Below are 13813 nucleotides of genomic sequence, written 5' to 3'. Positions count from 1 at the left end.
GGCCGGGCGGCGCCCCACCCTTTGCGAACGACCACCGCGCTCTTCTTCCCGCAGAGGAAAAGGGGGAATGCGGGCGGGCGTAGTGTCAAAAAGCCGCCCCGGAGACTCCACGATGCCCCATCCCGCGATCAGCCCCGGCCGCGCCGCGGTGGTGACGGGTGCCGCGAGTGGCATCGGGCTCGCCGCCGCGAAGGCCTTCGCGCAGGCCGGCATGAACGTCTGGCTCGCCGACCTGCCGGGCGAGGCGCTGGAAGCGGCCCGCGCCGAGGTCGCCGCGCTCGCCGCCGTCGAGGTGCGGGCGGTGCCCACCGATGTCCGGCGCCGCGAGGCGGTGGAGGCCCTGCGCGACGCGGCGGCGCGCTCCGGCCCGCCCGCGATCGTGATGCTGAATGCCGGCATCGAGGCGGAGGGCCGGCTGTTCTCGGACACGGAGACGTGGACCCGCATCCTCGACACGAATCTCTGGGGCGTGATCAACGGCGTGCAGGCCTTCGCCCCCGGCATGATGGCTGGCGGCCAGCCGGGGGCGGTCATCGTCACCGGCTCGAAGCAGGGTATCACCACGCCACCCGGCAACACGCCCTACAACGTCTCGAAGGCGGGCGTGAAGGTGGTGGCCGAGGCGCTGGCCCATGAGCTGCGCGGGCAGGCGGGCTGCCTCACCAGCGCTCACCTGCTGATCCCGGGCTTTGTCTATACGGGCCTCACCCGGGCGCACGGGGTGACGGAGAAGCCCGCGGGCGCCTGGACGCCGGAGGAGACGGTGGCCTTCCTGCTGGAGCGGCTGGAGGCCGGCGACTTCTACATCCTCTGCCCGGACAACGAGACCACGACCGAGCAGGACCGAGCCCGTATCGCCTGGGCGGCCGGCGACATCCTCGAGAACCGTCCCGCCCTTTCGCGCTGGCACCCGAATTATGCCGCGGCGTTCCGGGCGCATAGGGAGCGCTGACGCTATCTCTCTGCCGAAGGCCTGACTCTGGCGAAGGGCTTGCTAAGGCGTATAAGCCGCGAGAGTCGTCCGGCATGCCGGGCGCGCCAGCGTCCTCGCAAGACCCCCCAGAGGCCGTCAGCACACGGGAGCCGCCCTTGGCCACCATCATCCCCGTCGCCTCCTTCGACTGCGTCGTGTTCGGCGCCACCGGCGACCTGACGACCCGCAAGCTCCTGCCGGCCCTGTTCTACCGCTTCCAGGACGGGCAGATCCCCGGCACCAGCCGCATCATCGGCGCCTCGCGCACCGACATCACCGCCGAGGAGTTCCGCGAGCGCGCCCGCGACGCGGTCAAGCGCTTCGTGCCGCCCCAGGACATCCGCGATGGCGCGCTCGACGCCTTCATCGATCATCTCGACTACGTGATGATCGACGGCGCGGGCGAGGAGGGCTGGGCCGAGCTCACCGCCAAGCTGAATGAGCGCCCCGAGCAGGTGCGGCCCTACTACCTCGCCACCTCGCCCGACCTCTACGGCCCGATCTGCCGCAACCTCGCGAGCCACGGGCTGATCGGGGAGCGGTCCCGCGTCGTGCTGGAGAAGCCGATCGGCAAGGACCTGAAGTCCGCCCGCGCCATCAACGACGCGGTCGGCGAGGTCTTCCCCGAGACGCAGATCTACCGGATCGACCACTATCTGGGGAAGGAGACCGTCCAGAACCTGCTGGCGCTGCGCTTCGCCAACACGATCTTCGAGCGGCTCTGGACCGCGGACGTGATCGACCACGTCCAGATCACGGTCGCCGAGACGGTGGGCGTCGAGGGCCGGGCTGGCTACTACGACAAGTCGGGCGCGCTGCGCGACATGCTGCAGAACCACCTGCTGCAGCTCCTCTGCCTCACCGCGATGGAGAGTCCGCTCAACCTCGAGGCCAACGCGGTGCGCGACGAGAAGCTGAAGGTGCTGCGCGCCCTCAAGCCCATCACGCCGAACGACGTGCAGCAAGTCACCGTGCGGGGCCAGTACAGCGCGGGCGCCGTCAACGGGAAGCCGGTCGAGAGCTACGCCACCGAGCTCGAAGGCCCGAGCCGGACCGAGACCTTCGTGGCCATGAAGGTCGAGGTGCAGTCCTGGCGCTGGGCGGGCGTGCCGTTCTACCTGCGCACCGGCAAGCGCATGCCCCAGAAGCTCTCCGAGATCGTGGTGCAGTTCCGCGCCTCGCCCTTCTCGATCTTCCCCGAGGAATCCTTCGGGCGCGAGCCGAACCGCCTCGTCATCCGCCTCCAGCCCGAAGAGGGCATGAAGCTCGAGGTGATGACGAAGGATCCGGGGCCCGGCGGCATGCGCCTGCGGCCGACCAACCTCGACATCTCCTTCGAGGAGACCTTCAAGCAGCGCTATCCCGACGCCTACGAGCGCCTGCTGATGGACGTGGTGCGCGGCAACGCCACCCTGTTCATGCGCCGCGACGAGGTCGAGGCCGCCTGGGCCTGGGCCGACGGCGTGCTCAAGGCCTGGTCCGACCGGCCCGAGGCGCCGCGTCCCTACCCGGCCGGCACCTGGGGGCCCACCGCCGCCATCGCGCTGATCGAGCGCGACGGCCGCACCTGGCACGAGGAACTGCGATGAGACGGCTCGCGCTCGGACTCCTCTGCCTCGCGGTGGGACCGGCCGCGGCCCAGCCGCGCCCGGACGTGACCGCGATGACCTGCGCCGACGCGCAGGCCCTCGTCGCGCGGGCCGGCGCCATCGTGGTCACCACGGGTCCCGCCACCTACACGCGCGCGGTTCGCGACATCGGCTTCTGCGTGGTCGAGAAATCGACCCAGCCGGACTACGAGCGGACGCGGGACGTGCCGAACTGCTTCATCGGCTACCGCTGCGTCGACCCTTTCACGGAAGGCCGCGACGGGCCCTGAGCCCGCTGGGATCGCCCTACCCGCCATCTGTTCCTTCCATCGATCGCCTGAGACGCGCCCGGCCCGCCGCGAGCAGGTAGTGGCCCGCACGCGCGACATGCGATTGATTGCAGACCAAACTTAGTCCAAAGTCACGCCATTCCGATTCGATCATCGGTTCCTGGCGGGACGGTTCCATGGCACCCGGCGCAGACCTCTGCGGCGCGCACGATCGCGCGCGTTTCACACCCGCAGGGTCTGCCGGAGACCGCGCGCGCCGGCCGTCGCCGCGAGGTCTTCAATGACTGTTGCGATGTTCCAGGCCGGGCTCGGCCTCGGATTGGCGGTCGCCGTCCCGATCGGCCCGATGGGCGTGCTGTGCATCCAGCGGACGCTGGCGGGCGGCCTCGCCGCCGGCCTCGTGACGGGGTTCGGTGCCGCCACCGTGCAGGCCAGCTACGGAGCCGCGGTCATCCTCGGCCCCGCGGCCGTTCTGGGAGCCGACACGCTCGGGCAGCTGGAGAAGGGGTTCGGACTCGGCCTCGTCCACCTGCTCTCGGCGGCCCTGCTGGCATTCTTCGCGTTCCGGCTGCTGCGCCGGAGCAACGCCCTGCAGGCCGACATGGCGGGGCGGGCGGCCAACGGCCTGCGGAATTGCTTCCTCGAAGCGCTCGCCCTCGGCCTCGCCAACCCGCTGACGCTCGCGCTCCTCGCCGCCGCGGTCCCGGCGCTCATCGGCCCGGAGGCGACCCGGCACGCACCGGTCGTGGTCCTCGGGCAGTTCTGCGGCGCCGTCCTGTGGTGGCTGGTGCTGTGCGGCGCGGTCTCGGTCCTGCGCGGGAGGCTGCGCGGCGCCATCCTCGACCGGATCAACCGCTGCGCCGCCCTGGCACTCGGTGCGACCGCCCTCCTGACTGCCCTACGGGCGCTCCCGTGACGCCTGCGGGACGCTGGCAGCGGCATCGTTCCCACCACCGTCGTCGGTTCTCTCGCGCAGGAACCGATCGAGCTCCGTCGCGGTCGGAAAGGCGTCGAGAGCCCCGAAGCGGCCGACGGTGATCGCCCCGCAGGCGGCTGCGCGGCGCAGCGCCTCCGCGGGCGTACAGCCCCCGAGCCGGCTCACCGCGAAGCCGGCCGCGAAGGCGTCGCCCGCCCCGATCGTATCGACTACGGGCACCGCGAAGGCCGATTGGACCTGCGGCCCGGCGCCGCCGTAGGCGAACGCGCCCGCCGCGCCCCTCGTGACCACGAGGCATTCGGGCCCGGCGCCGAGCAGCGCCTCGATCGCCCGCGGCTCCGCGCGGCCGTCGCCGTCGAGGAGACCGAGATCGGCCGCCTCGACCTCATTCACCAGGAGGGTCCGGGTCCGGGCGAGGATCGCAGGATCGATCGGCCGCGCGGGCGATGCGTTGAGCAGCGTCTCGACCCCTCGCGCCCGCGCCTGCGCGAAGGCGGCGCGGATCGGCGCGTCGGGCGATTCGAAGGTCGCCATGACGAGATCCGCGCGCGCCAGAGCGGCGGCGTCGAGATCCTCCGGGGCGAGGCTCAGGTTCGCCCCGAGGCTGACCGCTAGGCAGTTCTCGCCGGCCCGGTCGACGAAGCCGACCCCGCCGCCGGTCGAGCCCGGCCGCCGCGCCAGCATCCCCGCGGGGAAGCCCTGGCGCCGGAAGGCCGCCGCCGCGACGTCCGCGAAGGCGTCCTCGCCGACCACGAAGGCTCCGTCGACCGCCGCGCCGAGCCGCTGTGCCGCGACCGCGAGATTGAAGCCCTTGCCACCGGGCTCCGAGAGGAAATCGGCGGCATCCAGCGATTCGCCGGGTCGCGGAAGGCGTGCTACCTTGACGGTACAGGCGACGACGAAACTTCCGACGACGAAGACCTGCATCGATGCCTCGCCTGCGTCGACCACGGTGAACGGGGTGACTCGCACGATACCGAAGCCGCCCCGGACCGAGCCAGACCCCGGTGTGGCGTCCGACGATTCGGGCGCCGCGCGGGCCGGACTCGCCGAACGTCCCTCGCTGATGTCGCTCGTGCGCCTGCGCGGCGACACCGCGATGCCTCTCTACCAGCAGGTGGAGGAGCAGATCTACGACCTGATCACCTCCGGCCTGCTGCCGCCTGGATCCGTGCTGCCGGCGGAGCGCCAGCTCGCCGAGAGTCTGGGTGTCAGCCGCGTCACGGTCCAGCGGGCCTACGCGGCCCTGCGCCAGCGCAAGCTCCTCGATTCGCAGGGTCGTCGCGGTTTCCTCGTCCGCACGCGGCCGGACCAGGTGCAGCCCGGCATGGACCGGCTCAAGGGCTTCACCGAAGAGATGCGGGAACTCGGCAAGATCCCCAGCACGCGCATCCTGGATCGCATAGTCGTGCAGGATCGCTCGATTTCCTCGATCTTCGGCCTTCCCGCGAACGCGCCGTTCCTGCGCCTGACCCGTATCCGCTACGGCGACGAGATCCCGATGTCGCGGGAGGTGGCGTGGTACAATCTGGGCGCCGCGCCGGCCCTCGAGCACGGTGACCTCACGGGCTCCGTCTACGCCTTCCTGGCCGAGCATGCCGGCACCCGCCTGGTGCGCTGCGACCAGACCGTGGAGGCCACGATGCCCACCGCCGAGGAATGCGCGATCTTCGACTTCGAGGGGCCCGCGCCCTGCCTGCTGATCAAGCGCTGCAGCTTCACCGCGGACGCCATGATGATCGAGTACGTCGAGGGCCTGTTCCGCGGCGACATGTATCGCTACCGGCTGACGCTCCGGGCCTGAACCCCCGCGGCTGAGGCGCGCTCGGGCGCTTACGGCCAAGCTGCCGGAATCCGGCCCGGCCCTCTCCATGTTGCGGACATGCGTCCCCCGGATGCTCCGCAGACGAGACTCCGCAAGGAGCCGTCGCCCCGTCAGGGGCCAAAGGCGCTCCGCCAGGAGCCGAAGGGGTTCGGGGCATCCATGTCCGAGTTCGACGCCATCCGCCTGCAATTGTCGGTCGCCGCGGCCCTGCAGGCGATCGCCACCGTCCGCGCCGAGCGCGAGGCGCCCGCCACGCACGCCGCCCGCCGCCATCTCGGCGAGATCCACGGCGTCACGCGCCTGCGCAAGCGCCTGGAGCGCGAGCGCCGGGCGGGGTGAGCGGGAGCGCTCTCCCGCACGGGCCGAAAGGCCACACGGGAACCGCGGCCCTGAGCGCCGGACGAGGCGCGCGCCGGTAAGGCCGTCGATCCGCGCGGGCTGATCCCGCTCAGGCCGGGGCGTCCCAGGTCTCGCTGATCCGGCGGCCGTCCCGCTCCAGATGCGCCCGCAGGATCACGTCGCCGGGCGGCAGCGGGGCAGGGGGGCGCCACTCCACGTAGATGCGCCAGCCGCCGGTCTGCGGCACGGGCCCGGCCACCGGTTCCACCATCTCGCCGGCGCTCGCCGAGACGACGGCCAGGACGCTCTCGTCGTGGTCCTTCGGCAGGTTCGGCCCCTCGAAATCGATGGCGTAGAGTCGTCGCTGCGGGTTCGGGGGCTCGGTCGGGCGCAGGCGTTCGGCGGAACCGACGCGGGTCGAGACCACGCGCGCGAGCGTGCCGGGCAGCGCTTCGGTCGGTTCCGCGCCGACCGTGGTCAATTGGTAGGCGAGGCGCAGAGGTTTGCCGGCTTCCAAAGGCGCGGCCGGCACGAAGGCCGCCACGATGTTGTCCATGTACTCCTCGCGCGAGGGGATCTCGAAGAGCTGCACCGCCCCGTCCGCGAAGGCGCCCGGCCGCGTTGATGCGCCGGCCGCCACCATCTCGGGCCGCTTCTCGTCCGTCAGCGGCTCGATCCAGTGGCCGGGCCGAGCCTCGTGCCGGGCTTCGACGTCGAGATAGGCGGCAAAACTCCGCTCCCGCTGCATCAGGCCGAAGCCCCGCAGCGGCGCGGCCCGGAAGGCGGAGATCTGCGGGGCCGGCCGGCCGTTCACCAGGGGTCGCCAGAGCCGGTCCGCCTCGGTCAGGACCACCAGCCCGTCCGAGTCGTGCACCTCAGGGCGGAAATCGTCGAAGGGTTGGGCATTGCGGGCGCCCGGTCCGCTCTCCCCGTGCAGGAACATGCTGGTGAGGGGGGCGAGCCCGACCTTGTCGAGCCGGCGGCGGGGGTGCAGCGAGACCGTCACCGTCATCCGCGAGGGGTCGCCCGGCGCGATGTCGAAGCGGTAGGCACCGGCCACGCTTGGCGAGTCGAGCAGCGACAATACCGTGAGGGTCCGCGCTTCGGGCTCCGGCTCGCAGATCCAGTGGGCGACGAAATCCGGGAATTCCTCGCCCTCCGGCGCGCCCGTGCCGATGGCGAGCCCGCGGGCCGAGAGCCCGTATTCCTGCCCGTCCCCGCGCAGTCGGAAATACGCAGCACCGAGAAAGACCAGGAACTCCTCCTGGAAGCCGGGCGGCCGGTTCTTCGGAGCGTCCGAGAAGGCGTAGTGCAGGCGGAAGCCCGCGAAGCCGAGTTCGGGTGCGAAGTTCTGGCCGGCCAGATCCTTGCCCAGATCGAACAGGCGCTGGTCGTAGGCTACAGGACGCGGCGCCCCGCCCCGCGACTGTACGAAGAGCCGGACGCGCTTCTTCTGCAGGAAGCCGCGGTGGAAGAGCTGCGCGCTGAAGTTGCGCCCGAGGCGCAGCGCCTCCGCCGGCCGGAAGACGATGCGGCGGTAGCCGTCGTAGCTGAGCGCGGCGAGCGCGGGCGGCAGATCGTCCGCGGGAGCCGCGTAGGGGGCGGCGGCGAGACGTTGCGCCTCGGCCACGACGCCCTCGAACGTCATCGGCCCCGCCTCCTGTGCCATCGTTCTGGCGGCATTCAGGTCGATGGCGCTAGGAAAGATCGCACCGGCAGCAGCGGTCGCGGCCGTCCGAAGAACGGAGCGGCGGGAGGGGGAACGTGAATCGTCCGGCAGCGGCCTGTCCCGCCGCTCCGGCCCCTGCCCTTCGCCACGTTCGAAGGCGTCCTCGCTCATCACGTTCTCCGCGGTCCCCGATGGCGGCCGTGTCGCCCTCTCGTCCGAGTGTCACCCGCCATGCTCACCACCCCGTTGCCGCATGAGACACTCGACGCGCCGCGCGCGGGCGACCTCCGTGCAGACCGCCCTTACGCGGCGACGGAAGCTTGGCAGGTGGAGTCCGGAACCCCGGGCGGCAAGGTCCCCCGCGACGGTAAGCGGCGGCGGGCATCCGCCGTCCTGCTGCGCCGCCGCCTCGCCCTGGCGCTGCCCGCGCTCGCCACCGGGGGCACGATCGCGGCGCTCGCAGCCGCCGCCTACCCGATCACGGGCTGGCTCGGCGCCCTCGTGCTCGGCCTGTTCTGCGTGCTGATGGCGTGGCAGTCCTTCACCGCCTGGCAGTACCTCTACGGCCTGATCGCTGCCGGCTTCGGGGACCGGGCCAAGTCGGCGCTGGAACGGCGCTCGGACGGGCCGGTACCCGCCCCGAGCGGTCGCAGCCGCACGGCGGCGGTCGTGGCGATCCACGCGGAGGACGCGGTCGCGGTCTTCGCCGCACTTCGCGTCATGGCCCGCTCGCTCGCCCGCGCGGGCGCCGAGGACATCGACCTCTTCGTTCTGTCGGACACCCGCGACGGCGCCATCGCGGCCGTGGAGGAGCACGAATTCGCCCGCATCCAGGCGTGGCGCGAGAGCGCCGGCCCCGGCCTGCCGCTGATCCGCTACCGCCGCCGCACCGAGAATGTCGGGCGGAAGGCCGGCAATATCGGCGAGTTCTGCGAGACCTACGGGCACGCGTACGACTTCATGATCGTGCTCGACGCCGACAGCCTGATGACCGGCGCCGCCATGCGCCGCCTCGTCGGGCTGATGGAGGAGAACCCGCGCGTCGGCCTGATTCAGACGGTCTCCTACGCGGCCGGGCGCGACACGCTGTTCGCCCGCGTCCAGCAATTCGCCGTGCGGCTCTACGCGCCCCTGGCGCTCCGCTGCCTGGAGACGTGGCAGGGACCGGACGGCAGCTACTGGGGCCACAACGCGATCCTGCGCATCGAGGCCTTCGCCAGCAACGCGGCCCTGCCGGTGCTCCCGGGCAAGGCCCCGCTCGGCGGCGAGATCCTCTGCCACGACATCGTCGAGGGCGCGCTGCTGCGCCGCGCCGGCTGGGAGGTCCGCCTCGTCCCCGAAATGGGCGGAACCTGGGAGGAGATGCCGACGAACCTCGTCGACCTGCTCGGGCGCGAGCGCCGCTGGTGCCAGGGCAACCTGCAGCACCTCTCGGTGCTGCCGTGGAAGGGCCTCCGCGCGGCGAGCCGCTGGCACCTCGCGGTCGGCATCCTCTCCTACCTGATGCTGCCGCTCTGGATCGCCTTCCTGGGGCTCGGCACGTGGCAGGCGGCGCGCACCGGCGATCTCGGCCTGCTCGGCTACGGGCTGACCGGTACGGGCGCGGCCGCCCACGCGCTGGCGGCGCTGACCGTCGCGGTGCTCGCCCTGCCGAAGCTCCTCAGCCTCGGTCACGTGCTGGTCTCTCCCGAGCGCCGCGCGGCTTTCGGCGGCACCCGCAGCCTGCTCGTCAGCGCCGCGCTGGAGCAGCTGGTCTGGGTTGTGCTCTGGCCGGTGATGACCCTGTTCACCGCGGGCGCCGTGGTCTCGACCTTCTTCGGCCGGGTGGTGCGCTGGGACGCGCAGGTGCGCGACGACCGCCGGGTGCCCTGGACGGAGGCGTTCCGTCTCCAGGCGGACGCGGTTGTGCTCGGTGCCGTGCTGGCGCTGGGCCTCGTGCTCGCGGGCGATCCCGTCCTCGCCCTCTGGATGGCGCCGCTGGCGCTGGCGCTGATCACCAGCCCGGCCCAGAGCGTGCTGACGAGCAGCGCCGAACTCGGCCGGCTCACGCGCCTGCGCGGCCTGTTCCTTACCGCGGACGACACCGCCCAGGCCTCGGAACTCGCCGAGCTGCACCAGACCCGCGCGCTGCCGGCCCCAGCCAAGGCGGCCCACCGCGAGCCGCAAGCGGCCGTCCTGCTGGCAGCCGACGAGGCCTGAGGTCACGCGGATCCCCAAGGTGTCACACCCTTTCGGCGCCTGAAGGCGCTGCAGGCGGTGTCCGGGGCGCGCAGCCCGGGTTGAGATGATCGTCCCGGCTCTGCCGGGTCGGCGATCCCAAATGCAGGGCTCTGCCCTGCACCCGCCAAAGGTCTCGACCTTTGGAATCCGAGACAGCGGGTCGCTACTTCCGCTCCAGCACCTGGATCGGGTTCGTCCGCTCGCTCGGCGCCGGCTCCTGCGTGAGCGTGCTGGTGCCCTGCTTGCGCTCCTGTGGGGCCTGCGTCTGGCCCTTGGCCGAGCCGGGCCCGCCGACCGCGGTGCCGGCGGCGCCGGTCTGCGTCGGCACCGTGCCGCTCGCGAGTTCGAGGCAAGTCACCATCTCGACGTAGGACGGGTAGCCGCCTGCCTGGAACTGGCTCTGGCACTGCTTCTTCGCGGCCGGCGTGTAGTTGCTCCAGCGGCGCTCGGCCTCCTTCCTGGCCTCGCGTTCCGAGCGGAGGCAGCCGTTGCGGCTCTCCTCTTCCGTGGCGCTGGAGCCGATATCGACGCGTCCGGCGCTCTTGCAGGTCTTCTCGATGTCGAGGTTCGGGACCGCGTCGGCGCGGGCCGCGCCCGTGAGGCAGCCGAGGAGCGCCAGGGCGGCGGCGCCCGTCAGGGCGGAGCGGAACGGTTTCATGGTAAGGCACTCCGGCACGGGGTTAGGGCCCGGTGCGGAAGCCGGGCGCGTCTTGCCGGCACAACGCTCAAGGCGTCGGTTCGTCGCCGTGGCAGCTCGAATTTCCGTCGTCCGTGCCCCGGCCGGCGCGTCGTCTCCGCCTAGCTGCCGCGGCAGCGGGCCTTGATGGCGGTGGCGAATTCCCGCTCCGAACCCTGGACCTGAGCGAGCCGCTCGTTGCGTTCCGAGCCTGACAGGCAGCGCCCGTAGACGCTGGCGACGCGCCGCATCGTGTCGACGTGGCGGCGCCAGATCCGGCAGTTCTTGGCCTCGTCGCCGTCCGCCTGCTCCAGCTGGTCGATGGCCTGACGCTGCATCGACTGGGCGACCAGCACGTCGCGCGGGCAGGTGCCGTCCGCCGCGCTCTGCGCGCGCGCGCCCACCGGGATCAGGGCGAGCCCCAGGGTGGCGAGAAGGAGGGGACGGGTCATGCCGCCTGGGGTGCCGGGGTGTGGGTGAGCAGGGCGTAGAGGGCGCTGGCGTCCCGGGCGGCGCGGATGCGCTCCAGGATGCCGGGCTCGCGCAGGACGCGGGCGACCTGGGCCAGCGCCTTCAGGTGGTCGGCGCCCGCTCCCTCGGGGGCAAGCAGCAGGAAGGCGATGTCGACAGGCTGGCCGTCGAGCGCCTCGAAATCCACGGGCTTCTCCAGTCGCGCCACGAGGCCGAACAGCCGGTCGAAGCCCGGCAGCTTGCCGTGCGGGATCGCGACGCCGTCGCCGATGCCGGTCGAACCCAGCCGCTCGCGCTGGAGCAGGGTCTCGAACACCTCGCGCTCGTCGAGGCCCGGCAGGCGTCGGGCAGCCTGCGCGCTCAGTTCCTGCAGAACCTGCTTCTTGGCACGGGCGCGCAGGGCCGGCACCACGGAATCCGGATCGAGGAATTCCAGGATTGGCATGGCAGGACCGTTGCCCCTCTGGCCGGATCCGGAGGGACCCTGGACCGACACCGGGGGCCGGACTGGCCGACCCCTCACTCTTAATCAACGGCCCGATCGGCGGTTCCGGCTTCGTACCGGTGCCTCAGGCAGCCTCGGGCGGATCGACCCAGCCGATCGCGCCGTCGCTGCGCCGATATACGACGTTGATGCGGCCGGTGCCAGCGTGGACGAAGACGATGACGGGGGCGCCCGTGAGATCGAGGGCGGTCACCGCCTCGCTGACCGAGTGGCGCTTGAGGGTCCGGGTGCTCTCGGCCACGATCGGCGGGTGCTCGGCCCCGTCGTCCTCAGGCAGTTCCTCGGGCTCCTCGTCCACGGGCGCCGCGAAGACCGCGTAGGCCGCCTCGACGGCACCGTTGGTCTCGGCCGCCGCGTGGTCCTTCAGGCGGTGCTTGTAGCGGCGCAGGCGCTTCTCCAGCCGGTCGGCCGTCTGCTCGAAGCTCGCGCGTGGGTCATGGGCGGCGCTGGTCGCCTCCAGGGTCAGGCCTGAGACGAGGTGGATGACGCAGTCCGTGCGGTAGGCGGTGCCATCGCGGCGGAGGGTGACGTGGCCCGTGCAGGTGCCGCTCATATGGCTGTCGAGGTACTTCGAAAGCGTCGCCGCCATCCGATCTTCGACGCGCCCGCGCAGTGCTTCCCCGAGGTCCAGGCCGTGGCCCGTGACGCGCAACGCCCCCATGTTTCCTCCGCTCAGAACAAGTGTGGCCGGAGAGTTAAGAAGCCGGCTCGTCGGAAGTCAACGGAGGCCCGGACCGCGCCTGGGCAGAGGGGTCGGCAGAGGCGTCTCAGCGTAACGCGACCGCGCCGGCCGGGGCGCCCCCATGGCCGTAATGGGAGCGGCGGCGCTCGATCGATGAGGGAATCCGCAGGGATTCCCGGTACTTGGCAACCGTGCGCCGAGCGATGTCGACGCCTTCGCTTCGGAGCTTCTGCACCAGCGCGTCGTCGGAGAGCACGTCGCTCGGGGTCTCGCCGTCGACGAGCTGCTTGATCCGGTAGCGCACGGCCTCGGAGGAATGGGCGGCCGCGCCCGCCGCACCCGGGATCGCCGCGGTGAAGAAATACTTCATCTCCAGCGTGCCCCGGCTCGTGCCGATCGCCTTGTTGGAGGTGACGCGCGAGACGGTCGACTCGTGCATGCCGATCGCCTCGGCCACCGTCTTCAGGTTGAGCGGGCGGAGATGCGTGACGCCGTGCAGGAAGAAGCCGTCCTGCTGGCGCACGATCTCGGTGGCGACCTTCAGGATGGTGCGGGCACGCTGCTCCAGGCTGCGGGTGAGCCAGTTCGCGGTCTGCAGGCAGTCGGAGAGGAAGGCCTTGTCGGTGTCGCTCGCGGACCCGCGCGCCACGCGGGCGTAGTAGCTCTGGTTGACCAGTACCCGCGGCAGGGTCTCGCCGTTGAGCTCGACCAGCCAGGAGCCGTCGGGTGCCGCGCGCACGAACACGTCGGGGATCAGCACCTCCACGGCGCTGGCGCCGAAGGCCCGGCCGGGCTTCGGGTCGAGGCGGCGGATCTCGCCCAGCATCTCGACCAGATCCTCGTCGTCCACCCCGCAGAGGCGGCGGAGCGCGGCGAAATCGCGCTTGGCCACGAGGTCGAGGCGCGAGACCAGCGCCTGCATGGCCGGGTCGAAGCGGTCCTGCTCGCGCAGCTGGATCGCAAGGCACTCGGCGAGGTCGCGGGCGCCGACACCCGAGGGCTCGAAGCCCTGGATCAGCCGGAGCACCCCCGACACCCGGTCGAGGGCGGCGCCCAGACGCTCGGCCACGGTCTCGATCGACTCGCGCAGGTAGCCGGCATCGTCGATCGCGTCGATGAGGAAGCCGCCGATCAGGCGATCGACGGGATCGCGGGTGGCGAGTTCGAGCTGGCCGGACAGATGCTCGCGCAGCGACGTCTCCGCGGTCAGGCTCGCCTCGAAATCCGGCGCCTCCGCGTCGAAGCTGCCGCCAGTGCTGCCGTAGGGCGCGGGCGTCAGCGCCAGCATATCGCCGGCCTGCCCCTCCGCCCGGGATTCGGCCGGCGCGTCGTCCGGGAAGACGTTCTCCAGGCGCGTCTCGAAGCCGGCCTCGATCTCGCCGCGGGACGGATCGAGCTCCGGCGCAGACCACGCCTCCTCGGCCCCTGCGAAATCCTCGCGCACCTCGAAAGCAGGCTCGGCGGCCTCGGCGGATGCCCCCTCGGCAGGACTGGTCTCGGCGCGTTCCAGAAGCGGATTCCGCTCCAGCTCGGTCTCCACATAGGCGGCGAGATCGAGCTGCGAGAGCTGGAGCAGCTTGATCGCCTGCAGAAGCTGTGGCGTCATCACCAGGGCCAAGCCCTGGTGATGACGCCAC

General features: G+C 71.8%; 14 protein-coding genes. 7 read left to right on the top strand and 7 right to left on the bottom strand.

Annotated features, from left to right (window positions below):
* Positions 1 to 112 precede the first annotated feature (112 nt).
* The 4 genes from MFF54_RS15470 (at position 113) to MFF54_RS15455 (ending at position 3768) form a co-directional block, all read left to right on the top strand.
* On the top strand, positions 113 to 952 hold the full coding sequence (locus MFF54_RS15470; protein WP_238303734.1) for an SDR family NAD(P)-dependent oxidoreductase: 840 nt from the start codon (positions 113 to 115) through the stop codon (positions 950 to 952).
* Positions 953 to 1089: 137 nt separating this feature from the next.
* Entirely contained in the window at positions 1090 to 2562 is a 1473-nt protein-coding gene (gene zwf / locus MFF54_RS15465) for a glucose-6-phosphate dehydrogenase (protein ID WP_238303733.1), read from the top strand.
* Positions 2559 to 2852, top strand: coding sequence for a hypothetical protein (locus MFF54_RS15460; RefSeq protein ID WP_238303732.1), 294 nt, complete (start codon positions 2559 to 2561; stop codon positions 2850 to 2852). Before zwf ends, MFF54_RS15460 begins: the two co-directional genes overlap by 4 nt.
* Positions 2853 to 3132: 280 nt before the next feature.
* On the top strand, positions 3133 to 3768 hold the full coding sequence (locus MFF54_RS15455) for a LysE family transporter (protein WP_238303731.1): 636 nt from the start codon (positions 3133 to 3135) through the stop codon (positions 3766 to 3768).
* On the opposite strand, the gene MFF54_RS15450 is transcribed toward MFF54_RS15455, so the two are convergent.
* Complete coding sequence (locus MFF54_RS15450) at positions 3751 to 4761, bottom strand: PfkB family carbohydrate kinase (RefSeq protein WP_238303730.1); 1011 nt, start codon at positions 4759 to 4761, stop codon at positions 3751 to 3753. The genes MFF54_RS15455 and MFF54_RS15450 overlap by 18 nt on opposite strands.
* A 37-nt stretch (positions 4762 to 4798) precedes the next feature.
* Between MFF54_RS15450 and MFF54_RS15445 the strand changes: the two genes are divergently transcribed.
* On the top strand, positions 4799 to 5593 hold the full coding sequence (locus tag MFF54_RS15445; protein ID WP_370880163.1) for a GntR family transcriptional regulator: 795 nt from the start codon (positions 4799 to 4801) through the stop codon (positions 5591 to 5593).
* A gap of 180 nt (positions 5594 to 5773) precedes the next feature.
* Complete coding sequence (locus MFF54_RS15440) at positions 5774 to 5953, top strand: hypothetical protein (protein ID WP_238303729.1); 180 nt, start codon at positions 5774 to 5776, stop codon at positions 5951 to 5953.
* Positions 5954 to 6062: 109 nt separating this feature from the next.
* Here MFF54_RS15440 and MFF54_RS15435 read toward each other — a convergent pair whose 3' ends face one another.
* The gene (locus MFF54_RS15435) at positions 6063 to 7601 is read right to left on the bottom strand and encodes an OpgD/OpgG family glucan biosynthesis protein (protein ID WP_238303728.1); all 1539 of its coding nucleotides are present in this window, start codon (positions 7599 to 7601) and stop codon (positions 6063 to 6065) included.
* Between the two features lie 348 nt (positions 7602 to 7949).
* Here MFF54_RS15435 and mdoH point away from each other — a divergent pair, with 348 nt between their 5' ends.
* Positions 7950 to 9821 carry a glucans biosynthesis glucosyltransferase MdoH gene (gene mdoH, locus MFF54_RS15430; protein WP_238303727.1) on the top strand — a complete coding sequence of 624 codons (1872 nt, stop codon included), beginning with the start codon at positions 7950 to 7952 and terminating at the stop codon, positions 9819 to 9821.
* A gap of 184 nt (positions 9822 to 10005) precedes the next feature.
* Here mdoH and MFF54_RS15425 read toward each other — a convergent pair whose 3' ends face one another.
* From MFF54_RS15425 to rpoN, 5 genes are all read right to left on the bottom strand, one after another.
* A complete protein-coding gene (locus tag MFF54_RS15425) occupies positions 10006 to 10500 on the bottom strand; it encodes a hypothetical protein (RefSeq protein ID WP_238303726.1) in 495 nt (164 codons plus the stop codon).
* A 140-nt stretch (positions 10501 to 10640) separates the two neighbouring features.
* Complete coding sequence (locus MFF54_RS15420) at positions 10641 to 10970, bottom strand: hypothetical protein (protein WP_238303725.1); 330 nt, start codon at positions 10968 to 10970, stop codon at positions 10641 to 10643.
* Positions 10967 to 11434 (bottom strand): PTS IIA-like nitrogen regulatory protein PtsN, encoded by a 468-nt coding sequence (ptsN, locus tag MFF54_RS15415; protein ID WP_238303724.1) that lies wholly within the window; start codon positions 11432 to 11434, stop codon positions 10967 to 10969. Before ptsN ends, MFF54_RS15420 begins: the two co-directional genes overlap by 4 nt.
* Positions 11435 to 11558: 124 nt before the next feature.
* Entirely contained in the window at positions 11559 to 12155 is a 597-nt protein-coding gene (gene hpf, locus MFF54_RS15410) for a ribosome hibernation-promoting factor, HPF/YfiA family (RefSeq protein WP_238303723.1), read from the bottom strand.
* 106 nt (positions 12156 to 12261) lie between these two features.
* Positions 12262 to 13794 carry an RNA polymerase factor sigma-54 gene (gene rpoN / locus MFF54_RS15405; protein WP_238303758.1) on the bottom strand — a complete coding sequence of 511 codons (1533 nt, stop codon included), beginning with the start codon at positions 13792 to 13794 and terminating at the stop codon, positions 12262 to 12264.
* Between the last annotated feature and the right edge of the window lie 19 nt (positions 13795 to 13813).

It is taken from the genome of Methylobacterium gregans, from assembly GCF_022179245.1.
Lineage (GTDB): Bacteria > Pseudomonadota > Alphaproteobacteria > Rhizobiales > Beijerinckiaceae > Methylobacterium > Methylobacterium gregans.
This window is presented reverse-complemented; position numbering and strand designations above follow the sequence as displayed.